Source organism: Acinetobacter sp. YH12052, from assembly GCF_013419835.1.
GTDB lineage: Bacteria > Pseudomonadota > Gammaproteobacteria > Pseudomonadales > Moraxellaceae > Acinetobacter > Acinetobacter amyesii.
The window spans coordinates 1-24,239 of record NZ_VOZI01000016.1 but is presented as its reverse complement, the minus strand read 5'-3'; the positions used below and the strand labels follow the sequence as shown (position 1 = coordinate 24,239).

At 40.0% G+C, this 24,239-nt stretch carries 24 protein-coding genes and 1 pseudogene; 20 read left to right on the top strand and 5 right to left on the bottom strand.

What is annotated here, in order from left to right; translation table 11 throughout:
• Positions 1-277 precede the first annotated feature (277 nt).
• The 4 genes from FTU06_RS12695 to FTU06_RS12680 all read left to right on the top strand — a co-directional run bounded on the left by FTU06_RS12695 (position 278) and on the right by FTU06_RS12680 (position 5,872).
• Positions 278-1,534: a carbohydrate porin gene (locus FTU06_RS12695; RefSeq protein ID WP_180146984.1), complete on the top strand. Its 1,257-nt coding sequence runs from the start codon at positions 278-280 to the stop codon at positions 1,532-1,534.
• 18 nt (positions 1,535-1,552) lie between these two features.
• A complete protein-coding gene (locus FTU06_RS12690) occupies positions 1,553-3,733 on the top strand; it encodes a TonB-dependent receptor (RefSeq protein ID WP_180146981.1) in 2,181 nt (726 codons plus the stop codon).
• Positions 3,734-3,745: 12 nt separating this feature from the next.
• On the top strand, positions 3,746-4,861 hold the full coding sequence (locus tag FTU06_RS12685; protein WP_168378535.1) for an NADH:flavin oxidoreductase/NADH oxidase: 1,116 nt from the start codon (positions 3,746-3,748) through the stop codon (positions 4,859-4,861).
• 81 nt (positions 4,862-4,942) lie between these two features.
• Positions 4,943-5,872: an AEC family transporter gene (locus tag FTU06_RS12680; RefSeq protein WP_180146978.1), complete on the top strand. Its 930-nt coding sequence runs from the start codon at positions 4,943-4,945 to the stop codon at positions 5,870-5,872.
• A 73-nt stretch (positions 5,873-5,945) separates the two neighbouring features.
• Here the strand turns inward: FTU06_RS12680 and FTU06_RS12675 are convergent, their stop codons facing one another.
• Complete coding sequence (locus tag FTU06_RS12675; RefSeq protein WP_180146975.1) at positions 5,946-6,752, bottom strand: tetratricopeptide repeat protein; 807 nt, start codon at positions 6,750-6,752, stop codon at positions 5,946-5,948.
• Between the two features lie 249 nt (positions 6,753-7,001).
• Here FTU06_RS12675 and FTU06_RS12670 point away from each other — a divergent pair, with 249 nt between their 5' ends.
• The gene (locus FTU06_RS12670; protein WP_078191141.1) at positions 7,002-7,247 is read left to right on the top strand and encodes a hypothetical protein; all 246 of its coding nucleotides are present in this window, start codon (positions 7,002-7,004) and stop codon (positions 7,245-7,247) included.
• 208 nt (positions 7,248-7,455) lie between these two features.
• Positions 7,456-8,637: a sorbosone dehydrogenase family protein gene (locus FTU06_RS12665; RefSeq protein ID WP_180146972.1), complete on the top strand. Its 1,182-nt coding sequence runs from the start codon at positions 7,456-7,458 to the stop codon at positions 8,635-8,637.
• A 110-nt stretch (positions 8,638-8,747) separates the two neighbouring features.
• Here the strand turns inward: FTU06_RS12665 and FTU06_RS12660 are convergent, their stop codons facing one another.
• The 3 genes from FTU06_RS12660 to FTU06_RS12650 form a co-directional block, all read right to left on the bottom strand.
• Complete coding sequence (locus tag FTU06_RS12660) at positions 8,748-9,269, bottom strand: hypothetical protein (protein ID WP_180146969.1); 522 nt, start codon at positions 9,267-9,269, stop codon at positions 8,748-8,750.
• Between the two features lie 137 nt (positions 9,270-9,406).
• Positions 9,407-10,138, bottom strand: a complete 732-nt coding sequence (locus FTU06_RS12655) for a folate-binding Fe/S cluster repair protein (protein ID WP_180146967.1) — start codon at positions 10,136-10,138, stop codon at positions 9,407-9,409.
• Positions 10,139-10,255: 117 nt separating this feature from the next.
• Positions 10,256-12,355: a multicopper oxidase family protein gene (locus FTU06_RS12650; protein ID WP_180146964.1), complete on the bottom strand. Its 2,100-nt coding sequence runs from the start codon at positions 12,353-12,355 to the stop codon at positions 10,256-10,258.
• A gap of 591 nt (positions 12,356-12,946) precedes the next feature.
• Between FTU06_RS12650 and acnD the strand changes: the two genes are divergently transcribed.
• From acnD to FTU06_RS12580, 14 genes are all read left to right on the top strand, one after another.
• On the top strand, positions 12,947-15,565 hold the full coding sequence (gene acnD, locus FTU06_RS12645; RefSeq protein ID WP_180146962.1) for a Fe/S-dependent 2-methylisocitrate dehydratase AcnD: 2,619 nt from the start codon (positions 12,947-12,949) through the stop codon (positions 15,563-15,565).
• A gap of 63 nt (positions 15,566-15,628) precedes the next feature.
• Entirely contained in the window at positions 15,629-16,300 is a 672-nt protein-coding gene (locus FTU06_RS12640; protein WP_218948294.1) for a hypothetical protein, read from the top strand.
• Positions 16,297-17,016, top strand: a complete 720-nt coding sequence (locus FTU06_RS12635) for a bifunctional 2-polyprenyl-6-hydroxyphenol methylase/3-demethylubiquinol 3-O-methyltransferase UbiG (protein ID WP_180114680.1) — start codon at positions 16,297-16,299, stop codon at positions 17,014-17,016. The genes FTU06_RS12640 and FTU06_RS12635 overlap by 4 nt, the downstream gene beginning before the upstream one ends.
• A 57-nt stretch (positions 17,017-17,073) precedes the next feature.
• Positions 17,074-17,304, top strand: a complete 231-nt coding sequence (locus tag FTU06_RS12630) for an antitoxin (protein WP_180114682.1) — start codon at positions 17,074-17,076, stop codon at positions 17,302-17,304.
• The gene (locus FTU06_RS12625; RefSeq protein ID WP_078192327.1) at positions 17,304-17,723 is read left to right on the top strand and encodes a type II toxin-antitoxin system VapC family toxin; all 420 of its coding nucleotides are present in this window, start codon (positions 17,304-17,306) and stop codon (positions 17,721-17,723) included. The genes FTU06_RS12630 and FTU06_RS12625 overlap by 1 nt, the downstream gene beginning before the upstream one ends.
• A gap of 39 nt (positions 17,724-17,762) precedes the next feature.
• Positions 17,763-17,999, top strand: coding sequence for a hypothetical protein (locus FTU06_RS12620; RefSeq protein WP_143221616.1), 237 nt, complete (start codon positions 17,763-17,765; stop codon positions 17,997-17,999).
• Between the two features lie 127 nt (positions 18,000-18,126).
• Positions 18,127-18,702: a DUF4126 domain-containing protein gene (locus FTU06_RS12615; RefSeq protein WP_111884815.1), complete on the top strand. Its 576-nt coding sequence runs from the start codon at positions 18,127-18,129 to the stop codon at positions 18,700-18,702.
• A gap of 128 nt (positions 18,703-18,830) precedes the next feature.
• Positions 18,831-18,971 carry a DUF2569 family protein gene (locus FTU06_RS17130; protein ID WP_180147050.1) on the top strand — a complete coding sequence of 47 codons (141 nt, stop codon included), beginning with the start codon at positions 18,831-18,833 and terminating at the stop codon, positions 18,969-18,971.
• Between the two features lie 218 nt (positions 18,972-19,189).
• Entirely contained in the window at positions 19,190-19,399 is a 210-nt protein-coding gene (locus tag FTU06_RS12605) for a hypothetical protein (protein WP_078191130.1), read from the top strand.
• Positions 19,400-19,504: 105 nt separating this feature from the next.
• Entirely contained in the window at positions 19,505-19,762 is a 258-nt protein-coding gene (locus FTU06_RS12600) for a hypothetical protein (protein ID WP_168378548.1), read from the top strand.
• Positions 19,763-20,835: 1,073 nt separating this feature from the next.
• A complete protein-coding gene (locus FTU06_RS12595; RefSeq protein ID WP_180146960.1) occupies positions 20,836-21,078 on the top strand; it encodes a DUF6868 family protein in 243 nt (80 codons plus the stop codon).
• A 107-nt stretch (positions 21,079-21,185) separates the two neighbouring features.
• A complete protein-coding gene (locus FTU06_RS12590; protein ID WP_180146957.1) occupies positions 21,186-21,890 on the top strand; it encodes a DUF1003 domain-containing protein in 705 nt (234 codons plus the stop codon).
• A 603-nt stretch (positions 21,891-22,493) separates the two neighbouring features.
• On the top strand, positions 22,494-22,952 hold the full coding sequence (locus FTU06_RS12585; RefSeq protein ID WP_180146955.1) for a GIY-YIG nuclease family protein: 459 nt from the start codon (positions 22,494-22,496) through the stop codon (positions 22,950-22,952).
• 85 nt (positions 22,953-23,037) lie between these two features.
• Positions 23,038-23,703 carry a pseudouridine synthase gene (locus tag FTU06_RS12580; protein WP_078191125.1) on the top strand — a complete coding sequence of 222 codons (666 nt, stop codon included), beginning with the start codon at positions 23,038-23,040 and terminating at the stop codon, positions 23,701-23,703.
• Between the two features lie 429 nt (positions 23,704-24,132).
• On the opposite strand, the pseudogene FTU06_RS12575 reads toward FTU06_RS12580, so the two are convergent.
• Positions 24,133-24,239: pseudogene (locus tag FTU06_RS12575) on the bottom strand (IS5/IS1182 family transposase); the annotation flags it as partial.

Sequence of the window (24,239 nt, the reverse complement as noted above, 5' to 3'; positions counted from 1 at the left end):
TTGTGAGAATAATAAACCAACAAGTCACAATAATGAGTTTGAAAAAGCGATCAGAAGTTAAACAATTGAATTAATAGATATATAAGATATTGAAAAATAATCACTAAAAATATTGCATAACAATAGATTTATTTAAAGTCACTTATTGATAAATTAAAGTTTTGTGAATGATAAAAATAATGCTGAGATAGAACGTGAAAAATTATGTAATTTTTGTGACATTAGATTTCAAGCCATGTGGCTTGTCTAGAGACTCTCTCCAGATTTAGGTTTTACCATGAAAAAATACAGTCTAGCTCTTCTACCTGCATTTGTTGCAGCAGCCATGACACATGTTCACGCCGCAGAAGCATTCGATACTAAAGGTCAGTACATGCTCGGGGATTGGGATGGTAAACGTACCGAACTTGCACAACAAGGTGTGAAGTTTGAGGCCAATTTTGCTGCTGATGCAGCCTATCTTGCCGATGGTGGTCGTAATCCGGGACATTCAGCAACGGTAGCTAGCCAATTGTGGTTAGGTACACAGCTTGATATGGAAAAACTCGCAGGTTGGGATGGTGTGACTGTGCGTGCCGTGATGACTGCACGTCAAGGTCAAAGTACCTCAGTTCGTGATTTGCAAGGAGATGTTCCTCAATTGGCAAATGCACAAGCCAATTTTGGTCGTGGTAATCAGAAAACTCGCTTATCTGAACTGTCTATTGAAAAGCAATTTAAACAGCAAGGCTTAAGCATTAAAGCAGGCCGTTTAGGTTTGGGCATGGACTTTAACGTGATGGGCTGTGACTTTGCCAGTACTGCGTTTTGCGCTGCGCAAATGGGTAAATGGCAAGGTTCTATGTGGATGAATACCCCAGTTTCACAGTGGGGCGCACGTGTGAAGCAAGAGCTTAGCCCAGAACTTGCTGTACAAGCGGGTGTGTATGAATACAACCCTGAAAATGCTTTGGAACGCCATGGTTGGAATTTGGATACCGATGATGCCGATGGTGTAACTATTCCTGTAGAAATCATTTGGACACCGAAAGCATTGGTGAATGGTTTAGCAGGCAGTTACCGTGTTGGCGGTATATATAACACGGCTGATGATGTCAAAAATCAAAAAGACATTGCAAATCCAGCTGATGCTAAAAACCGTACTTTTGCAGGTTGGTTAGCCGTAGAACAGCAATTGACGTCTACAGGTGAAGGCAAACGTGGTTTGCATAGCTTTGCCAATTTTACTTGGCATGATCGTGTCACCACAAAAGTTGATAACTCACAGCAGTTGGGTTTGAAATACATTGGATTGGCCGATCGTTTACCTAACGATATGGTCGGCTTGGGCGTGAACCGTGTGCATGTCAATGATCGACTTTCTGCTGAGAAATTTGATGCAAGTGCAGAATATAATGTCGAGTTGAACTATAGCCATAACCCGACGAAATGGTTGATGATTCGCCCTAGTTTACAATATGTGATTAACCCAGGCTCAACAAATCGAGTTGATGATGCTTTCCTAATTGGTTTAAGCTCTAAGGTAATCTTCTAATGTCAAAATAGGTGCTCTATGCAAAGTAAATTTAACGTCACATCATTTAAGACACATTTACTTTGCCTGACGGCATGTATTAGCCAACAGCTGTATGCAGAAACAGGTTCTACGGAACCTGTTTTACTTCCTGAGATTACCATTGAAGCACCACGAACCAATACCACGTGGTTAAAAACACCTGCATCGGTATACCGTGTACAGCAGGCTGAAAATAATAACAATACGGGCGTCAATCTGTCTGAAACCTTAAAAGGTGTGCCCGGACTACAACTGAATAACCGTGAAAACTATGCACAAGACTTGCAACTGTCTATGCGAGGCTTTGGCGCACGTTCAACATTTGGTGTGCGTGGTATCCGTTTATATGTTGATGGAATCCCTGCGACTATGCCGGATGGGCAAGGACAGACGTCAAACATCGATATGAGTAGCTTAAATCATATCGAGGTATTGGGCGGGCCATTTTCTTCTTTATATGGCAACTCTTCGGGTGGGGCAATCTTAACAACAACCAAGCAAGGTACTGGAAAAGACTCGATCGAACTCGGCTATTCGGGCGGCAGTCATAATAAAAGCCGTGCTGATATTGTGCTGCAAGGTGGCTCAGAACAGGCCAATGAACCTAGCTATGTTGTCAGTTCTTCTTATTTTGAAACCGATGGGTACCGTGATCATAGTGCCGCAAATAAGGTACTTAGCAATGCAAAACTGACTTGGGATCTGGATGATGGTTCCAAGGTCAATTGGATTGTGAATCATGTGGATATCAATGCCGATGATCCACAAGGGTTGACTCGGGAGAAATTGCGTCAAAATCCGAAACAGCAAGTAGCATTTTTAAAGCAGTTTGATGTACGTAAAGAAATTAACCAAACTCAAACGGGCTTAACATGGAAAAAACCATTGAATGATCAGCATGAACTTAATGCAATGGTATATATGGGGCAACGTGATGTAACCCAGTATCAATCGATTCCTAAAGGTGAGTATTCAATCAATTTAGGCTTAGATGAAGATGGAAATCCAATATCATCAACAAGTCAAAGAAACCCTCGCCATGCAGGCGGTGTGATTGATTTTAGCCGTGACTATTATGGAACAGATATTCGCTGGACAGGCAAAGACCTCTTGCCGAATACGCGTTTAACTGCAGGCCTTGCCTTTGATTACATGGATGAAGACCGTAAGGGCTATGAAAATTTTGATGCCAATGACAATTATGGCGTGAAAGGTGATTTACGCCGTGATGAAAATAATACCTTGTGGAATTTAGATCCCTATGTACAAGCTTCGTGGAATTTTTTACCCAATTGGACTTTAGATACAGGGCTACGATATAGCAATGTACACTATGAGTCTAAAGATCATTATCAGCAGCAAGCAGTATATGCAGCAGATAAAGACAATGGTGACGACAGCGGTAAAACTGACTATGACAAAGTTTTACCTTCAGCAGCGTTAAGCTGGAATATTGCACCTCAACTGAATGCCTATGTCAGTTATGCCAAAGGTTTTGAAACACCGACCTTTACAGAAATGGCCTATTCTAAAGATGACGGCATGAATTTTGATTTAAAACCGGCCAGTAGCGATAACTACGAGCTTGGGCTTAAATCACAAAATGCATGGGGGAATTTCACTGCAGCAGTGTTCCAAAGTAAAACCCAAGATGACATCGTCTCTGCAGGAAGTATCAATGGTCGTGCAACCTATAAAAATGCCGATAAAACCTTACGTGAAGGTGTTGAGCTTTCGTGGAATAAACAGCTATGGCGAGATTTAAGCGCGCAAGCAAGCTACAGTTATATCGATGCCACTTTTGATGCCGCAATTCCTGACAGTGATGTCGTCAAAGGCACTTATATACCGGGTATCGCCAAAAACCAAGCGTTTGCCGCACTGAATTGGCAGCCAGATATTGGCTTTAATGCCGGCCTAGATGTTCGCTATATGGATAAAGTCTATGTCGATGATGCCAACAGTGATGCCGCGTCGAGCTATACCGTGGTTTCTGCCAACGCAGGTTATGTGTGGAAACAAGCTGATTGGAAAGTTAAAACCTATGTACGTGCAGATAATTTGTTTGATGAGAACTATGTCGGTTCAGTGATCGTCAATGATGGAAACGGACGCTTCTTTGAACCCGCGGATGGGGTGAATTGGAGTGCAGGATTAAGTGTGACCAAAGCCTTCTAAAAGGAGAGTAATGTGGCGTTGTTATTTCAACCAATTCAGTTTGGAACATTGGGGCTGACTAATCGAATCGTGATTGCACCCATGTGTCAATATTCTGCCAATGAGCAAGGGGAGTTAAGCTATTGGCATGAACAACAATGGGCGAATTATGCCTTGTCAGGTGCCGGACTTTGTATCGTCGAGGCAACGGCTGTACAGGCAGAGGGACGCATTAGCTATGCAGACCTCGGTCTTTGGAATGATATGCAACGCGCACAGATGAAGGCACTATTGGCCAAGGTGAAATCACTTTCACCTATGCCATTTGCTATCCAACTGGCACATGCGGGTCGTAAGGCATCGACAGATAAACCATGGGCAGGACGTGGACAATTACCCCCAGATCATCCTCAAGGATGGCAAACTGTTTCAGCAAGTGAGTTGCCCTTTAATGTCACAGATCATGCACCCCATGCTTTAAGTCGAGATGAAATCCAGCAGATCATTCAAGACTTTGCCGATTCAGCAAAACGCGCGGTAGATGCAGGCTTTGACTTAATTGAGCTACATGCTGCACATGGTTATTTACTGCATCAATTTATGTCACCATTGTCGAATCATCGTAGCGATGAATATGGTGGCAGTTTGGAAAATCGCATTCGTCTAACCCTTGAAGTGTTCCAAGCCATGAAAAATGCCGTGCCTGAAGATTATCCAATAGGGGTACGTATTTCCGCAACTGACTGGATGGAATATACTGAAGCACCGAGTTGGGATCTAGACTCGGCTGTTGGTTTGTCAAAAGCGCTTGCACAACTAGGCACAGCCTATATTCATGTTTCTAGTGGCGGCTTAGATGTTGCGCAAAAAATTCAATTACAAGCCAGTTATCAAGTGCCTTTTGCTGAAGCCATTAAGCAAGCCGTTCAGGTTCCCGTAATTGCTGTGGGTTTAATTACCGAAGCAATGCAAGCCGAAGGCATCTTACAATATGGCATGGCAGATGCGATTGGTCTTGCTCGTGCAATTCAATATGACCCGCGTTGGCCATGGCATGCCGCTGCTGAACTCGGTGAAAACCTAAAAATTTCTCCGCAGTATTTACGCTGTCAGCCGCATGCACAAAGAAGTCAATTTACGGCTTTCTAATTTTCAAAATTTATAGCGGTCCGATCTACACTCTCAGGTTGAGGGTGTGGATGGCTGAGTCTATTACACAGGATATTTCGTATGGTCTTTGAGGTGATTGGTCCAATCTTTTTTCTTTTGGCCTTGGGATATCTGTCTGTAAAATGCAGTTTATTGAGTAAAGAACAGGTCGGAACCATTGGTGCATTTGTGATTAAAATTGCACTGCCGGCTTTGTTTTTTCAGTCATTAGCTTCTAAAGATTTGCATCAAATTTGGTATCCTGGCTATTTCTTTGTTTATACCGGAGTCACATTTTTATTGTATGGCATGGCCTATTGGCTATTGTCGACACATTTTAAAAATAATATGTCGCAAACAGCGGTACTGTCATTAGGCGCTGGCATGTCAAATACAGGCTTAATTGGCACTGCAGTCCTAAGCTTATTGGTCGGTCAAAATGCGATGACCTATACCTCATTAATCGTCATCATTGAAAGTGTGCTGCTGATTCCAACGGTGCTGGTCCTTGCGCAATTAGGAAGTTCACAGCAAAAAGCCAATATTGGCGACATCATCAAAAATACCTTATTGATCCTGTTAAAAAATCCACTCTTTGCAGGGGTAATGCTAGGGATTGGTTTTGCAATTTTCCAAATCCGTTTGCCTCATCAAATCAATGATGTACTGGCGATGTTAGGTCAAACGGCTTCACCATTGGCGCTGTTTGCAATTGGTGGTGGGATTGTCGGTATGAGCTTAAAGTATGTGAATGCTCAGAGCTTCTATTTGGTGATTTCAAGCAACTTGGTGATGCCTTTACTGACTTATTTAGGCTTACGTTATTTGACCGATGTCAGCCAAGAGATGTTATATGCAGGGACGATTATTGCCGCATTGCCGATGCCGACGATTTTTGCCATGCTTGGGCAAGTTTATGGCTTAAATGAAAAGACCTTAACGCCTTTGTTGATGAGTACCATCTTGGGCTTTGTCGTAACAGGCGTATTAATTAGTCTGTGGTGGGCGTGATTTTGATCAGATCAAGATTTGCATTAACCTATGAAAAAAGCCCTGCATATGCAGGGCTTTTTTTAATGCTTAATTAACTCTTTTTCGCATTGGCTTTAGGTGCTTTGGCTTGTTCAGCAATCATTTTATCCACGGTTGCTAAAGATTCTTTGGCTTGCGGAATATTTTCTTTGGCTAATGCGCTAAATATTTTTTTAGCTTCAGGCAAATTTTGCGGGATGATATTGCCATTTACAAACATATTGCCCACCGCCATCAATGCAGGGACATAGCCTTTTTTTGCTAACTCTTGAATGCTATTTAGACCTTGCTGAATAGGCTTTTCATTTTTAGCTTTAAAGCCCGCACTGATGTCATAAAGTGCTTTGGCATGAATCGCAGGGTAGTTGCCTTTTTTAATCAGCGGAACAAGTTTGCTGAGTGCCAATTTATCTGACTCAGGTTTATTTTCTGCAAAAAGTAAAATGGCATAGTCGATGGAGGCATCGTCAAAACCTGCCGAAGATGCGCGTTCTAAATATTGTTTGGCCTTATTGGTGTCTTGTTTTAAGCCCAGTGTGCCCGTTGCATAATTTTTACCTAAAACATAGTTAGCAACAGGGTAGCCTTTGGCTGCAGCCTGTTCATAGAGTTGGATGGCTTTTTTCTCATCCTTCGCTACGCCTTGACCTGTTTGAGTAAGATAGCCCAAATTATAAATGGCCTGAGCATTACCTTTTGCTGCAAGCTTGCTCAGTGTTTGGTAGGCGCCATTCATATCTTTGGCCTTGACCATGGCTTCCACTTTAGCAAATTCAGGATCGACGGCATCTGTTTTAGTTTCAGCAAAAGCGAATTGAGCGCTCATTGCTATAATGCTTGCGAGTAGGATTTTTTTCATCTTGAAACCTTTTGTAAATCATACACATAATTCCGTTTATGTGTTTTGGTGGTTATTTTTGTCGGTTTTTACATCATAGGTAGATTTACGTAAATGTAAAGTGAGGAATTGTGATTTAAAGCGTTTTTATAAAATAATGTTGATTGCCCTTAGCGCTTTAAATGCCATGACTTTATTGCATCAAAAGCCTTTGCAAAAAAGCAGGACTCTGATTTAATCGCGCATTGTTATTTTCTCAGAGGCAGCGCGATGTTTATTAAAGGCATTAAACGCAATTACGATAAAATCAATGCAGATGAATCGATTGCAGATGAAGATAAAATAGATGCGCTTTTGATGAAACTGGGTGCAGAGTTTTTAGTCAGTAAAGAGGATCGGGTTTATATTTTCAAAAAAGGCGATTTAGAAGCTAAATTTGATGCCAAACATGCGCGCGCCTATCATTTTAAAGAATATGTATGCAAAGACATGAATAAGTTGTTTCATGGATTTTGATTAAAATCATGATTTAAAAACGAAGACGTGAGGGGGAATAAAGTTCCTCCTTATTTTTGACTGTTGTGTGCTGCAACAGCATATGTGATTAAAAAAAACCTTTCTTTTCAAAAGTATAATATTTTCTAAAAATATAAATTGAATAAAATAGATACAAGGCATCTATGATGAATATAGATATACATGATTCATTGAGATGTATTTAAATATGATAAAAATAAGCGCCATCTTGATCTTTAGTTTCGTCTGTTCAATGACCAGTTGGGCGCAACAACCCAAACTTGTACCGCATCCAATCCATTTAAAAAATGGCAAGCAGTTTTCATTAAATTTGCCTGCGCAGTATGAAATTATTCCTGCTGCCGAAGGTCTCAAATGTGTTCGTTTTTTTGCGCAAGCACCTGATCGCAGAATGCTTGTCACGGATATGTATGATCTAACAGATAATAAAAAAGGTACTGTATATATATTGGATGATTGGAATGCTGACACAGGTAAATTTGGCAAAATCATTCCTTATTTGACTGGTTTGAGAAATCCAAATTCAGTTCAGTTTTATACCGATGCTCAAGGACAGGATTGGCTCTATTTGGCAGAAACGCACCAACTGACACGGCAAAAATTCAACAAAGGAGAAACTCAGCCTTCGAGTAAGGCTGAAGTTTTAGCGACATTTCCTGATTATGGTTTGAGTTATAAATACGGCGGTTGGCATCTGACGCGGACGATTGCAGTCGGTGGAAATGGAAAGATTTATGTGTCGGTTGGCTCGAGTTGTAATGCGTGTGTAGAGAAAGAAAAAGTGCGAGCCTCAGTCATCGAGATGAATCCTGATGGTTCAGAGCAACGGATGTATGCGACAGGTTTACGTAACGCAGTTGGATTAAAATGGATCGGAAAATTTCTATTTGCAACCAATCAAGGTTCCGATCATTTGGGAAGTAAAAAGCCCGATGAAACTTTTTATGCGTTAAAGCGGGATGCCGATTATGGCTGGCCCGCATGTTATTCATGGCAGGGCAAAGTCTTGGCGGATTCTAAATTTAAACGTGCATCTGGCTGTAAAAATGTTCCATCGCCCTATGCTTATTTTCCTGCACATTCCTCTGCATTGGGTTTTGATTATTTTGATGACCCTCATACCGATGCCACTATTAAAAATGCTTTTTTAGTGGCTTTGCATGGCTCTACCGACGAGGCGATTGGTCATGGCTATCAAATTGCAATGATGCGTAAAGGACAAAAACTTGAAACCTTTATGGATGGTTTTTTAGTCGGTAAAACGGTGTATGGGCGACCTGCAGATATTTATAAGATCGATGAAAAATCTTTTTATTTTTCGGATGATCGGGCAGGGGTGATTTATTATGTGAGGGAAAAAAATGAGTGATTAAAAAGCCAAAATTTTTAGGCTTTGGCTTTGAGTGCTTAGGGATGGTCAGAAGATTTAGAAGGTCAGACCAGATGTCAGAATTCTAGTTTATATACGGTCAAAAATGGCTAATCATAGCGTTTCAGTTCTAAGTCTTCATTCTTGAAATGGGCAATCGAAATATGATTATTTGCTGCAATATTCTTAAAGCGTAACCATAGAAAAAATTCAATAAGATTGATTCCAATTCCCCAAAAAGATGTATTTAAGAGGGTGAGTTGGGTGTCGTAGGCAACATGAAACTCGAAGCCTGTGCTACTGAAGCCAAATGAGCTTTGCATAAAGAGAAAAAAGCCAGTTGTTACTTTTGGATAGTAAATGACTAAGGGTGTGATAATAATCGGGACAAGGCTTAAGCTGATCCAAAACAGTATTTTCAAGCCTAGAACATCTCTTTTCCAATATTTGATAGCGCCCATTAGCATGAAAAAGAGTTGGACATACAGTACAAGAATAATAATCAAAACAAGTAGAGATAGCTGAATTGAAAACAATTGATTGCCGAGTATGACCATGCCTAGAAGGGCAAAAATTCCGTAATAAAGGGCAATGATCTTGTGCTTTGGGTCTTGAAATTGTGTCTGATGCATCGTTATATAGTTTATTGTTAAAATTCGGAGTGCATTTTAGTTTAAAAATAGTCAAATTAACATGATGAATTTTAAAATTTAAAACTTAGATTTATTATAAAAGAAGATAGCTAAATGTAGCTATCTTCTGAATTTATTTAAGCTGACTGCGGACGCGCCACATCACCATTCAATGCTTCAGGCAAGGCTAAAACAGTCACGTCTAACTCTTCTAAGGCTTCAGGACGAGCAACAACCAGTGCTACATAACCATTTTCTACAGCCGCGCTATTTACCACTTGCACGCCTTTATTCAGCTGTTCGCCTTGTGCAGGAGCAGCGCCTGTACCTGAAATCGCATGCAACCAAGCTTTGGGTTTGGCTTTAAACCATAAACGTGCAATCACTTCCTGACCCAAATAACAGCCTTTGTCATAGTGTACACCTTCACGCTGATGTAAACGTAGCTCTTGCGGTTGGAACACATGTTCAAGCGCTTGGTCAATATAGGCCTGACCCGCTTGAATGGCTTGAACTTCCCATGCTGCAATATCCGTCGGCGCCGAAGCAAAAGTCGTGTCATCACCGGCTAAACTTGGAAAAACTGCACCAGTTTCTTCAAGTTTCATCTTAGAAAATGCACCAAATTTTTTAATATGTTTGGCAAATTCTTCGGCTTGATCTGCTGTAGTGACAATAGAAAAACTTTCAGCACTGTGTTTGGTGAGCCATAAACCAAAGTGAATACGGCCTTTGAGGTCGCAGATTGCAGTATAACGTGTTGCATTTTCTTCAAGGCGTTCAACATGCAAAGTCACTTGCCCTTGTAGAAATTTTTGTGCATCGACACCGTTGAGAGAAAAAGATGTGAATGCCATAGACGTTGTCATGACCAGCCTCAGTATAAATTTTAGATATCATTAATCATGTTATTTTGCAGCAAGCCGCAGTGTTAGGCAAACAAAAAGCCCATATTGATATGGGCTTTTGTACAGCAGAGATCTGTCTTAGTGATTGTGTGTCGGCATATCGCTTGCAGTCATATCTATAGTGGAATGATGTGAAGGCGGTTCACTATTACAATCATATTGGTCGCCACAAATACGCACGGTTTCCATCATGCCTTGATCTTCATGGTCTAAAATATGGCAGTGCAGCACGAAGTCGCCTTCAAATTTTTCGTACTTGCTGCGCACAAAGATTTTATAGCCCTGTTTGACGAAGAGCGTATCTTTCCAAACGCCTTTCATTCCATGATATTGCGAGTCAATATTTCCTGCACCATCTTTATCTGAGCTGCCGATCGCACTGACATCGACACCATTTTCATTCAATATTTTCACGACTTGGAATGGATTGACATGAATATGGAAGGGATGACTGGCAACATTACTGCTCAACTCCCACTCTTGGGTTTGCCCGATTGGAAGCTTGCGGACATAGCTATGGTGGGTATGGTCTTCATCATGGTAGGCATCGCCAAAGCTGATCAAGGTACCTTCTTCGGCATGACGAATACCAAATTTAAAGCTGCCATCTGTATTGAACAGAATGTCAAAGTTGGTGATTTGCTTCGCCATCGTTTTGAGCATTTCATCGACTTCAGCAGTCATTAAACTCGCATGCGAGATAAAGGCTGATAAATCACCCTGTTCGAGCTGTGCAATCACTTCTGGTGCCAGTTTTAGTTGGGTGGCCTGACTTTTTAAGAAGTTAAACGGCGTTTGCTGCGGTAGTTGGGTTGCTTGCACATTGACCCAACCGAGGAGCTGCGTATTGAGTTTTTCTTCCGGTGCGCGACGCAGTAGCGGACTTGATTCAGGCGCATTAATTTCATCTTCTAGATTCAGCTTGGCATCGTATACACAGTATTTATTGGTGGTCGGGAAAGAGAGCATGGCATCAAAGCGATAACCCGGCTGAAAAATTTCAATCCCTTGCTTTTGGATTTTTCCCATGGTCAAGCCGTCTTGTGCAAGGGTATATAATGGTAATGTTTTCAGCGTTTTAAACTGTGAAGACATCGACTTGCTTTGATATTTTTGACATTCACTAAGGGTTTGCTCTGCGGTAAAGAGCGCAGAATCAGGCAGTTCTTTGATGGTCAAAGCAATGGTGTCACGGATACCGCCGTGAATCATGCGCCAGCGGTGGTATTGGTTCTGATCCACCTTAATTTCACCAAACATTTTGCCATTGATACTGGTAAAACGATTTTCATCCGCCCAGGAGGTCGGTATATCGAGTTTTGAATAATCTTCTAAGCTATAGATGCAGGGTGTGCCATTTACTTGGCTCAAATTGCTGTCGCAATCTTCATTGTATTGAATCTGCTGGAACAGCATGATTTTTTCATGGTCATACTGCTGGGTTTTTTGATTTTTCCATAAGATGTCCAAATCACCAGTCTGCTGAATTTGCCCCTGACGAATGACGGGTTTCCGCTCACCCTCAATAATTAAAGGGCCAGCCATGCCGCTTGAGACCTGAATCGCAGTTGAACCATGTACATGAGAGTGATACCAAAATGTTCCCGCAGGATGATTCGGTTCGATCTTAAATTCGTAATGAAAATCTTGCTGAGGTTTTAAGCTCAAAAATACGTTGTCACTATTTCCTTGCGGGCTAACCCAAAGACCATGTGTATGTAAATTTGTAGTGTTAAAACAGTTCCCTTGGTTAATATTGGTCACTGGACTTGGACAGGTCTCCGTCGATTCAACAGGAAGATGATTGACCAGATGAATTTTTAAATTGTCACCTTGTTTCGCACGAATTTGTGGGCCAACCAACACATCCGAAACACTGCCATCAGTATTTTTTGAGTTCCAGAGTTCAGGTTTAGTCAGATAGCCTCTGACCTGTAATAGGTCATTTTCACCGGTTTCAGGGTCGTATAAGGCTTGGCGTTTATACGCTATCAGTAGTTCATGTTGACCTTGTGCATTGGCTTTCAAACGTGGTGGATTCGAGACGACAGTCGGTGAGTCTACTTCCTCTTCTTGAATCGTCGAATCCGTTGTCGATTGGTCGTTGTCGCCACAGGCAATGAAGCTGAGACAGCTTAAGAGGCAGCCAGCCCCAATGATGGTTTTAAATTTTGTCATGATCTTTCCCCAAAGCATAATGACGGTAGAACAGTAGTCGCTGATTTATTTAGCTAAGGTTTTGTAAATATTGTGATTATTTTGGCGAGTACAGCGAATTACTGTGCTTGTATGTCGTGCTTTTATTATCTGAGAGAGGGGTGATTCGACGCTATCCCTGCAAATAGGGATAAATTGAGAATTAAGATAAAATAAATAATAAAACCGTGTTTTGATTCACATTATGACTTTGAGGCGCAATGAGCTAATGAAGTAATTTAATGCCTTGATTATTAAATACTAAAATTGATAAGACTGATTTTTAATCAATTTGGTTGATATTTAGATTAAATATTATGCAGTGCAATTTACCTTAGACTAAAGAATGAGGCGGATTTGCAGCTATTTTTCAAAAAAATTCATATTTAGAGCGAATATTCCAAAGTTAGTGTAACTAAATATTTCAAAAACCCCTATTTTTATATTTAACTATATGAAATATATGAGATTTGGGAAATGGGTTTTCGGCAGTGTAGTATGCCTATCGAACAAAGATGAATTGTCTATGAAAAAGACAACGCAAAAAAATGAAAGACCGAGGGCAGGAACGCTATGAACAACAACTACCGTAAACCGCTGCAAGGCACCCAGCTAGAATACTTCGATGTACGCCAAGCCGTAGAAGATATTCAGCCAGGCGCATACGCAAAACTCCCATATACATCTAAAGTCCTTGCAGAGCAGTTGGTTCGTAAATGCGACCCTGCAATCTTAGAACAATCTTTAAAAGAGCTGATTAACCGTAAACAAGACTACGATTTCCCTTGGTACCCTGCACGTGTGGTGTGCCATGACATCCTCGGTCAAACCGCATTGGTTGACCTTGCAGGCTTACGTGATGCGATTGCTGACCAAGGCGGCGACCCGTCAAAAGTCAATCCTGTTGTTCCAACGCAGCTGATTGTTGACCATTCTCTAGCTGTAGAATTTGGCGGTTTTGACCCTGACGCATTTGAGAAAAACCGCGCAATTGAAGACCGTCGCAACGAAGACCGTTTCCATTTCATTGAATGGACCAAAACAGCATTTGAAAATGTTGATGTGATCCCTGCGGGCAACGGTATCATGCATCAAATCAACTTGGAGAAAATGTCTCCAGTAATTCAAAACCGTGAAGGTGTCGCATTCCCAGACACTTGCGTGGGTACAGACTCACATACGCCGCATACTGATGCATTGGGTGTGATTTCTGTCGGTGTCGGCGGTCTAGAAGCTGAAAACGTGATGCTCGGCCGAGCATCTTGGATGCGTCTGCCAGACATCATTGGTGTAGAGCTTGTCGGTCAGCGTAAAGCAGGCATTACCGCAACTGACATCGTATTGGCTTTAACTGAATTCTTGCGTAAAGAACGTGTGGTTGGTGCTTATTTAGAGTTCTTCGGTGAAGGTGCAGACAGTATGTCTGTAGGCGACCGTGCAACGATCTCTAACATGACCCCTGAATATGGTGCAACGGCTGCGATGTTCTACATCGATCAAAACACCATTGATTACCTGACATTGACAGGCCGTGAAGCGGATCAAGTGAAATTGGTTGAAACTTATGCCAAAGAAATTGGTCTTTGGGCGTCGGATATGACAGCGGCAGAATACCCGCGTGTACTACGTTTTGATTTATCACAAGTCACTCGTAATATTGCAGGTCCATCGAACCCGCATGCGCGTGTATCGACGGCTGACTTAAAAGCCAAAGGCATTGCAGGTAACTTAGAAGCGGCTAAAGCTCAGGAAGCTGAAGGTTTAATGCCTGATGGCGCAATCATCATTGCAGCAATCACCTCATGTACAAACACTTCTAACCCACGTAATACCGTGGCAGCAGGCTTACTTGCACGTAAAGCTAATGAGTTAGGACTTGTGCGTAAACCTTGGGTGAAATCATCATTTGCACCAGGTTCTAAAGCAGCAGCTTTATACCTAGAAGAAGCAGGTGTATTGGGTGATTTAGAAAAACTAGGCTTTGGTATCGTGGCATATGCATGTACCACGTGTAATGGTATGTCAGGTGCTTTAGATCCAAAAATCCAACAAGAAATTATTGATCGTGATTTGTACGCAACTGCGGTACTTTCAGGTAACCGTAACTTTGACGGACGTATCCATCCTTATGCAAAACAAGCGTTCTTGGCTTCGCCTCCACTCGTTGTGGCGTATGCAATTGCAGGGACGATTCGTTTTGATATCGAAATCGATTCACTGGGCAATGACAAAGACGGTAATCCAATTTACTTAAAAGATATTTGGCCGTCTGATGCTGAAATTGATGCATTGGTGAAAGAAGCGGTTAAACCTGAACAGTTTAAGAAAGTGTATATCCCAATGTTTGATTTGGGTGAGCGTGAAAAAGCGGCAAGCCCACTATACGACTGGCGTCCGCAAAGTACTTATATTCGCCGTCCGCCGTATTGGGAAGGGGCTTTGGCTGCACCACGTACACTTGCAAATATGCGTCCGCTTGCGATTCTGCCTGACAACATCACCACTGACCATTTATCGCCATCGAATGCGATCATGATGGATTCGGCTGCAGGTGAATATCTGCATAAAATGGGCGTGCCTGAGGAAGACTTTAACTCATACGCAACCCACCGCGGTGACCATTTGACGGCACAGCGTGCAACATTTGCCAACCCGAAATTGTTCAATGAAATGGTGGTTCGCTCTGACGGTACGATCAAGCAAGGTTCAAAAGCGCGTGTAGAGCCTGAAGGCGAAGTGATGCGTATGTGGGAAGCGATTGAAACTTACATGAACCGTAAGCAACCTTTGATCATTATTGCAGGTAAAGACTACGGTCAAGGTTCGAGCCGTGACTGGGCTGCTAAAGGTGTGCGCCTTGCTGGTGTAGAAGTGATTGTGGCAGAAGGTTTTGAGCGTATTCACCGTACTAACCTTGTAGGTATGGGTGTGCTGCCGCTAGAGTTTAAAGCGGGTACTGACCGTAAAACCTTAAAGCTGGATGGTACAGAGTTGTATAGCGTGATTGGTAATATTGCGCCACGTTCTGACTTAACTTTGGTGGTTGAGCGTTCGACGGCAGACGGCAAAAATGAAATCATTAAAGTGCCTGTGACTTGCCGTTTGGATACTGAGGAAGAAGTGCATGTGTATGAAGCGGGTGGTGTGTTGCAACGCTTTGCGCAGGACTTTTTAGAAGGGAATGTGGCGTAAGATTTTAAGCTAAAAGTTATTGATATTGTTGTAAAAAGACCCTACATTTATGTGGGGTTTTTTATGGAATATAAAGTGCAATCAATTATTAAAATTACATTATATTTTTTCTTGGGAATTACGGTTTTTACTGCTTTATTAGCTATAGGTGGCATTATATATACTTGGACAACAATTTATTCGGATGAAAATCAAGTTGTACAGTTTTTTAATTTACCGTACCTAAAAGAATTAGTAACACTTTGTTTAATTGAAATAATAGGAATTAGCATACTATTTGTAAAAAAAGGTTTTAAGTATATTCCACAGATTAAAAATAATTCTAAGATCGATGAAACTTTAGCCTTTATGCAAGAGTTTATAGGAATGGGGACAAGTGCAACGATAGTTAGTAATAGGGTTTCATGGCTTATTAAAAATGATGATTTATTAAAAATATTAAATCAAAAAATAGAAGACGGAATTAAGCTTGAAATTATTACACCTAGTGAAGTGAGTCCTCAGATTAAGTCGAGTTTAGCTGGTGCAATATTTATCATTACTAATGAAAACTTGCCACCGGAAGCACGATTTACTCTTATAAATGGTGATAGAACTGGATGCGAAAAACTTGCTATTGCTAAAGGTGTTCATCCCGAACATGAAATTACTATTTTTGATCATAATTCAGGACCACAAATTATAGCTATGGCAAAGGATATTATTTGTAAATCTAAAGAGCTAGCAAGAAAATGAGTTGGTGTGATTTAAGTGAAATCAGGAAATTCCAAATTGAAAGTAATAAAGACCTAACTTTTTCAAAAGTGTTTGTGCCTAAATACTTAGAAAAACTATCCAACTTCAATGAAAAAAAAATTATTGAGATTGGCTGTGGTACAGGACATTTGGCAAAAGAATTAACAAACTTAATAAAGTTTGAACATTATATTGCTTTAGAGCCGTCTTTAGGGATGTATGAAAAAGCTAAAGATACTTTAAAAAACTGTAAATATTTAGAGTTAAATAACTTTTATATAAGCGATTTAAAGAGTTCGATTGAGGTTGATATTATTCTAGCTCATTTAGTTTTTCATGTAGTGGAAGACATTGATAGTTTGTTGAAGGAAAGTTTTAAAAGGTTAAAACCTAACGCCACACTTGTAATTTCATTGCCTCATCCATTTTTTTATAATGATTATAAAAAGATTTTTAGCAAAAATGAGTATTCTTATCATGAAGAAATTAAAAAAAATACTCTTTTTAAAATTTCTCAAGATAATACAAACGAGGTTGAAGTTCCGTATATTCATAGACCAATTAGCTACTATATTAATAAATTTTCTAAGGCTGGTTTCAAAATATCTGAGCTTGAAGAGGTTTTTCCAGAAGAATCAATTCAACTTTTATACCCAGAGTTATGGCAGTCACCTAGATATTGTATTTTTTACTTAGAAAAAATATTGGTTGATTGAAAAATACTCAATAAATACCTATCATAAGGTATATATCAAAACTGATGGAGTCGCTTTATGACTACAGCAAAAGTTTTTATGACAGGTCGCAGCCAAGCTATTCGCTTACCCAAAGAATTTCGCTTTGAAGGCAAAGAAGTAGAAATCTTCCGCCGTGGTGATGAGGTTATACTGCGAGAAAAACCAGTTACAGCAGACCAACTATTTAAAGTTTTGGCGCAAATGCCAGACGACTTTTATGCAGAAACAAGAGTGGATGAACTACCGCAAGAACGAGAAGAGTTCTAATGCCAACACAATATTTATTAGATACCAATATCTGTATTTATATCACCAAGCATCAACCCGAAATTGTCCGTCAGCATTTTGAAAAACATTTACCTGACGGCAATATTTTTATTTCAGTGATTACTTTGGGGGAACTTCGCTTTGGTGCGGAAAAAAGCCAATGGAAAGACAAAGCTTTCAAAGTGATTGATGAATTAACTTCAATCATTCCTGTTATAGAGTTAGATGAACACACCGCCGTACACTATGCTCAAATTCGAAAACAGTTAGCGCTTCAGGGGCAAATAATTGGCAATAACGATTTATGGCTAGCTGCTCATGCACGATCAAATAATTGGGTCATGGTCACAAACAATGAAAAAGAATTTCTGCGTGTAGACGAACTGCAAGTAGAAAACTGGCTCAGCAAATCTCTGTAAACCCACCAAAATTTCCACACGAAATTATGCTTTGCCTAAATGCCATTATCAATTGTCGAAATGACCAATAGACATTCATCACAAGAAGGTTATACTGAATCTACCATTTCTAAAAACACATGGAGAACAAAAATGGTTACTGCTGGTCAAAAACCCGGAACAGGCTTCTATTTTTGTGTTCAATGCGGACACCGCGTCTACTTAGAAATTGGTACTGATCGTTTACCACCGTGTACCAAATGCCAAGGCAATCAATTTAACAATAAGAATGCCTAAGCTGCAAAACACTAACAGTTATCCGCTGTTTAGAAAGAAAAGCCCTATCACACGATAGGGCTTTTTGCTAACGTATAACACTGCATCTATAAAAACAAATTGTACGTTTAACCGTTCGGAGAAGCCCATGGAAACAATATTAGGACTGTGTATTGGTATTGGCCTAAGTGCTGCCTGTGGTTTCCGTGTCTTTGTACCTTTATTGGTGATGAGTGTTGCTTCCATTTTAGGATTATTCGAACCGATGAAAGGATTCGAATGGTTGTCTATGCCTGCGGTTTGTATTGGCTTAGCAATTGCGACTGTCTGTGAAATCGCCGCGTACTATATCCCTTGGGTAGACAATGCCCTCGACACTATTTCAACACCCGCAGCTATGATTGCAGGGACGATTGCCACAATGGCAGTAAGCTCAGGTGAAATGTCACAGTTTGCCAGTTGGGCGGCAGCAATTATTGTCGGTGGTGGTACAGCAACAGCAGTGCAAATGAGTACCGTCGCTGCGCGTGGTGTATCTACCGCAACCACAGGTGGCGTTGCAAATCCGATCTTATCTACAGGGGAATGGATTGGCGCGGCTGTCTTGTCAGTATTGGCCTTTTTAGTCCCATTTTTTGTGGTGATCTTAGTGATTGCGATCGTGATCTGGTTGGTTCGCCGTATTCGCCAAAAACGAACTGTACAGGTCGATACCCCTTTATAAACCAGTCAAGATTTCACTCTAAAATGAATCCATCTTTTAGAGTGAGTGATCTGCGTGTTTGCTTAATAAATATAGAAATAAAAATCCGAAACTGAGTTTTTGGCAGCGTTTGATAAAGATTATAAAAAATTATAAGAAGTGCTACTGATACAGAAAGCATCATACAGTTAGCGACGAGTACTATGGGGTGTCTGATTTGGATGCCATATTTGTTGATGTCAGCTCGAGTGAAAAATACCTTTACTCAACATTCAAAGCACTTGGCTTAAGCGCAAAAAATACTATCGAGCAATTTCACCTATCCGTCCTAAAAGAGCAGATCATTCTGCGTTTAAGTCATCCAAGAGACGGCTAAAAAAATCTTTAAAATTCGGTTGATTTTTAAACAATAAAGGCATAATTTTAGTATGTGATTATAAATCACATACTTTTTATATGGATTTATTTAATCTTTGAATTTTATAAAAAATAATGAGGGGAATGGTAGATGATTAAATTTATAGTCGATGAAAATGCCTTAACGAATGGCTCGCATTTAATTCACAATGGTACGCAAGGATGTGTAGACATGCCGCAATTTGACCAGCAAATATTGATTGGTTATTTTGCCAATTTCGAACTCGCCTATAAGCGTGCACGAATGAGTTGGCCAACAGAAAAAGTTGTCGGTTGCGATAAATGCTGTAGTCAAAGCTAGAAATTCAACATGCATTAACCTTGAAATAAAGCTGTATATCCAAGAAAAATGGCGTAGAAATTGCTAACTAAAAAAGGTAATCGCGTTATTAATAGGATATACAGCATGACCACAGAAACCATCCGTTCTACAAAATATCCAGCACAGGCACATGCCTATGCAGCATGGCCCTTGATCTTGATCATCATTGGTGGTGCGATTGGCCTGGTATATGCCGTGATTGCATATCTGATCAATCTCAAAATATATGCATCAGACCTCAGTCGAATGAATAAAATTTTGGCCAATTTACTCTGTGGTATGGCGGCATGTAGTGGTTGGTGGTTTAGCGCACAGTGGGTACAAAGCTATTTAGCTCATTGACCAATAATGCATTGAATAGATCATCCATTAAATAACTGATGTTACACACTTAAAAGTAGTTTTGCATTTTTAAAATGATTTTTAATTCTATTCGACGGTGTCTTATATCTAGGGATTGAATAAAGGGATTAGCCTTCGGCTAGAGGTACTCTTACGAAGCTTCGCAAGGAAACCATCTTGCGGAGCAATGCTCCTCACCGCAAAACTCGCTCATTACCGTCAAATTATTCACAGTATCGCAAAAACATTTTTGATTAAAAGTAGCTCTGTCTCAAACACTTGCGGATGACGTTGCCGCGTATCGTTCATTTATTTGAAGCAAATTGCGCTTCTGATGTTACTGCGTAACATCAGTTCAATAAGTAGAACAAAGATAGATCTAGATCATTAGTTACTCACTGAGCGGTGTTTTGTGAGTCATAATCAACGTAGATAATTGAAGCGTAGGGGGAATGTTCAGCGGCGATATATTTTTAAATTTGACGCTGTGTTTGGACGTTTGGTCTGTTGTAAAAGAAAATTTTCTTATAATTGGGCAAATCTGCAGATAAAAAACGCTGAAATAAGCTGAAAAGATAAAATATCCTGCTAAACCTAAAATGGCTGAAAAAATTTGCTGAATTTGCAGAAAATTAGAAAAACTTAGGAAATTAATCCCGATGCCCTTTGGTTAAAGTATATCTCAAGGGTGTGATAGAGATTGAAAAGAGTAGCATGCTGTCAGTGGTGCAAAACACGCGTACAGTACTCACCCAAAAGGTCTCGATTCAGCTTAGGACGCTATAAACCAGAAGTTTATAGGCTATAAGATCATGACTTACAAAGTGATGATAGTTGAAGTAAACAACATTGTTTTCTCTTATAGCACCCCAAAAATTTAAGCCAAAATAAAAAACAATAATTACTCCTTTAATCCGCACAAAACAAACCACACCAGTGAAATCAGCACAAGCTCAAAGATCGTCAGGCATCTCTCATAAAATAGTCCAAATCTAAGCGGAATTTTAAAAGCAATATTCAATTGCTCGAAAGGGGCATAAACTAAGGATAAAAATACGCTTAGGAGATTTGCCATGAACTTGAGTCATTTAAGCGATTTCTTGCTGTATAGCCTAGTGATTAACTATCTGATTTTAATCATTTGGTTTGTGGTATTTGTCTTTGCTAAAGATTGGGTGAAACGCCTGCATGGGCAGTGGTTTAAGCTGAGCGATCAGCAGTTTGACGCTATTCATTATGGTGGAATGGCTGTCTATAAAATTGGTATTTTACTTTTGAATTTAACCCCCTACATTGCATTGCACTATCTAAAATAGGCTCAAATCATAGAAAATACTGGGTGTAAAAGCACAAGCTGCTTGCATTAAATTTAGGCAAAACAGTATGCTCAAAAGAACATAAAACTCAATTGGGCAAGACAAGAATGAACGGGAAAGTAGAATGCCGTACTTGTTTGGTGTGCAAAAAAAGTTTCCCACTGAAAAATATGATTCCAATGGGAACCGTGCGTAAAGTCATTACAGAAGAAATTGCACAGGATTTTCCTGAATCTGGTGCTCAGGACTATATATGCCAAACTGATTTAACCAAATACCGTATGCAGTATGTGCAGTCAATTCTGAACTCCGAACAAGGCGAAGTCTCCAATTTAGAATATGAGGTGCTGAACAGCATGCAGCAGCATGAGCTGATTAGCAAAAATGTTGAAGAAAAGCTGGATCAGCAGTGGAGTTTTGGCGAAAGGCTAGCGGATAAAATTGCAACATTCGGCGGCAGCTGGGCATTTCTTATTTGTTTTACATTGTTTTTAGCGGTGTGGATTTTAGTCAATACGGTGGTGATGGTGAAGCATCCTGCTGATCCTTATCCTTTTATTTTGCTGAATTTGATGTTGTCTTGCCTCGCTGCCATACAAGCGCCCATTATTATGATGAGCCAAAACCGTCAAGAAGCTAAAGACCGCATGCGTTCGGAGAATGATTATCAGGTGAATTTAAAAGCTGAATTAGAAATTCGCCATTTACATGAAAAGATAGATCATTTGTTGATGCATCAATGGGATCGTCTTGCCAAGATTCAGGAAATTCAGCTGGATTTGCTGTCCGAAATGAGTAAAAAGAAGCAATAGTTGGCTTTGAACAGCATAAATAATTGTTGTTTGAGTACTAAGTTGTGGCGGAAATTCTCGGGAAAAGTCATTTATAAGATGAAAAAAGTGATAAAAAACCATAGTTAGGAAAAATATTTTCAATATATCTTTAAATGTGAAAAATATTTTTAAAATAAGCTGAAAACAGTAATTTTCAGGGAAACAATCCCTCTTCGATATCACTACTATATATCTCAAGGGTGTTACAGAGATTGAAAAGAGTAGCATGCTGTCAGTGGTGCAAAACACGTGTACAGTACTCACCCAAAAGGTCTCGATTCAGCTTAGGACGCTATAAACCAGAAGTTTATAGGCTATAAGATCATGACTTACAAAGTGATGATAGTTGAAGTAAACAACACTGTTTTCTCTTACACCCTAAAAAATTTTTAAGAATTCAATCGAATAATAAATTATTCCATCTTTTCAAAATTCCAAACTTCGCATTCATTCCCAACACACTTTGATTATTGCTGATGTAATAAATATCACGCAGAAGAAATCAAACTTAATCTAAGCTTCAGATTGTCCTTTTCAACAAAGTTGTTATGCTTAACTATCTAAATTTTAAATAATTTTGTTATGGATTATCTGGATCAATTGATACAGGATTGTCTGCAAGCACAGCAGACTAAAGCGGAATGTATATTTGAGTTTTCAAGTTTTGATGATCTTGCTCAACACGCACATTATATTTACGTGATAGAGCTAGTCGGTGGCGATATACAGCAGACATATCAAGACTACGCCGCATTTAAGGCATTGAAAACCCATGCCTGTGCCAAGTTAAATCAACCCAATCACATTCTGTATGTCGGATCATCACGGACAGGTATAAAGAGCCGTTTAAAACAACATCTAGGTCTTGGGCCTAAACAAACCTATGCATTGCATTTATCGCAGTGGTTTCAGGGCAAATATCGCATCACACTACATCAGTATCCTTTAACCACGAGTGCAAGCATCTTACAGTTACTGGAGGATGATTTGTCTCATTCATTAGCACCAGCCTTTGGTAAATTGGGTACCAATAATCGTTAGGGTTAGACCTGATCGGTTAAAGTCGATTGACAGCGAATTAGTCAGTTGTTATTTTGCCGACATTCTCCCAGTACACAGTCTGTCCATGCCTTTAGATCCCAACTTTGTCTATGCGCCGCCTCAAGGTCCTCTACGTATTTTGTATGAAGATGCAGACTTGGTTGTCATCGAAAAACCGGCGGAATTGCTGTCGGTTCCGGGACGTTTGCCTGAGCATCATGACAGTGCCTATCTTCGTGTTTTGGAGCAGTATCCTGCTGCAAAAATTACCCATCGTTTAGACATGGCAACATCAGGCATTTTGATGTTTGCGAAACACCGCGATGCAGAAGTGGCGGTGAGTAAAATGTTCCAAGCGAGGACGGTTCAAAAGCAATATGTGGCTTTGGTTCAAGGCAAACTCGAAGGTGAGGGTAGTGTTGAAGTGCCCCTCATTACGGACTGGGAAAATCGCCCACGACAGATGGTGCATTTTGAATTGGGCAAACCTTCAAAAACCTTGTATCAAGCCATCAGCTATGACGCAAGCAAGGATATTAGCCGAGTATTATTAACACCAGTGACTGGGCGTTCTCATCAGCTACGTGTACACATGATGCATATTGGGCACCCAATTACTGGGGATCAACTGTATCACCCGAATGCCAAACAGAGCTCACTCGGACGGATGGCTTTACATGCTTGCGATCTGGCATTTACCCAGCCCTTAACCCAACAAGCTGTTCATATTCATTGCGCGGCAGAATTTTAAAGCATATTCATGTGAATGCTCACCGTTCATAAAACCTGCTGTGTTGAATTGATATCTTTAGGACGCATACTATGCGCTGCATATCTACAGCTTTAAATTAGTTTTTCTGCTTAAATATGAAACATGATATACGCCATATCCCCAATTCTGGGGATATATAAATAATTTAAATATCTCTATAAAGTGTGTGAAAAATTTAGAAAGATTGATATTAAATTCATTTGTATCTTTTAGTAAATAAAATTCATTTTTAAAGTTTTATTATATTTCCTAAAGGATATTGATTGATTATTTTTTAATATGAAAAATATTTTATTAAATTGATTTAAAACAGTATTTTAGTTAAATTTTGTGCAAGTGTGTATTTGGTCAGGTAAATACGGTTTTTTGCATTTATTCTGCTAATATGAAATAGATTTCTTTCATAAGTCATTTTTCACTCAGCTCCAAGTTATAAATTCCAGCAATTAGATTGAATCTTAATGCTAGTCTTTTGCCTCGATTGCGATATCGCTCAGCAAGAATTTTGAAGGTTT

Bases quoted from the DNA above. Each gene is read 5' to 3' on its own strand.
- FTU06_RS12590 (WP_180146957.1), top strand. From the start codon at position 21,186: ATGAACGGGAAAGTAGAATGCCGTACTTGTTTGGTGTGCAAAAAAAGT.
- FTU06_RS12580 (WP_078191125.1), top strand. From the start codon at position 23,038: ATGCCTTTAGATCCCAACTTTGTCTATGCGCCGCCTCAAGGTCCTCTA.
- FTU06_RS12665 (WP_180146972.1), top strand. From the start codon at position 7,456: ATGATAAAAATAAGCGCCATCTTGATCTTTAGTTTCGTCTGTTCAATG.
- FTU06_RS12695 (WP_180146984.1), top strand. From the start codon at position 278: ATGAAAAAATACAGTCTAGCTCTTCTACCTGCATTTGTTGCAGCAGCC.
- acnD (WP_180146962.1), top strand. From the start codon at position 12,947: ATGAACAACAACTACCGTAAACCGCTGCAAGGCACCCAGCTAGAATAC.
- FTU06_RS12655 (WP_180146967.1), bottom strand. From the start codon at position 10,138: ATGACAACGTCTATGGCATTCACATCTTTTTCTCTCAACGGTGTCGAT.
- FTU06_RS12640 (WP_218948294.1), top strand. From the start codon at position 15,629: ATGGAATATAAAGTGCAATCAATTATTAAAATTACATTATATTTTTTC.
- FTU06_RS12675 (WP_180146975.1), bottom strand. From the start codon at position 6,752: ATGAAAAAAATCCTACTCGCAAGCATTATAGCAATGAGCGCTCAATTC.
- FTU06_RS12585 (WP_180146955.1), top strand. From the start codon at position 22,494: ATGGATTATCTGGATCAATTGATACAGGATTGTCTGCAAGCACAGCAG.
- FTU06_RS12660 (WP_180146969.1), bottom strand. From the start codon at position 9,269: ATGCATCAGACACAATTTCAAGACCCAAAGCACAAGATCATTGCCCTT.
- FTU06_RS12625 (WP_078192327.1), top strand. From the start codon at position 17,304: ATGCCAACACAATATTTATTAGATACCAATATCTGTATTTATATCACC.
- FTU06_RS12615 (WP_111884815.1), top strand. From the start codon at position 18,127: ATGGAAACAATATTAGGACTGTGTATTGGTATTGGCCTAAGTGCTGCC.
- FTU06_RS12620 (WP_143221616.1), top strand. From the start codon at position 17,763: ATGCCATTATCAATTGTCGAAATGACCAATAGACATTCATCACAAGAA.
- FTU06_RS12690 (WP_180146981.1), top strand. From the start codon at position 1,553: ATGCAAAGTAAATTTAACGTCACATCATTTAAGACACATTTACTTTGC.
- FTU06_RS12630 (WP_180114682.1), top strand. From the start codon at position 17,074: ATGACTACAGCAAAAGTTTTTATGACAGGTCGCAGCCAAGCTATTCGC.
- FTU06_RS12635 (WP_180114680.1), top strand. From the start codon at position 16,297: ATGAGTTGGTGTGATTTAAGTGAAATCAGGAAATTCCAAATTGAAAGT.
- FTU06_RS12595 (WP_180146960.1), top strand. From the start codon at position 20,836: ATGAACTTGAGTCATTTAAGCGATTTCTTGCTGTATAGCCTAGTGATT.
- FTU06_RS12600 (WP_168378548.1), top strand. From the start codon at position 19,505: ATGACCACAGAAACCATCCGTTCTACAAAATATCCAGCACAGGCACAT.
- FTU06_RS12670 (WP_078191141.1), top strand. From the start codon at position 7,002: ATGTTTATTAAAGGCATTAAACGCAATTACGATAAAATCAATGCAGAT.
- FTU06_RS12605 (WP_078191130.1), top strand. From the start codon at position 19,190: ATGATTAAATTTATAGTCGATGAAAATGCCTTAACGAATGGCTCGCAT.
- FTU06_RS12680 (WP_180146978.1), top strand. From the start codon at position 4,943: ATGGTCTTTGAGGTGATTGGTCCAATCTTTTTTCTTTTGGCCTTGGGA.
- FTU06_RS12650 (WP_180146964.1), bottom strand. From the start codon at position 12,355: ATGACAAAATTTAAAACCATCATTGGGGCTGGCTGCCTCTTAAGCTGT.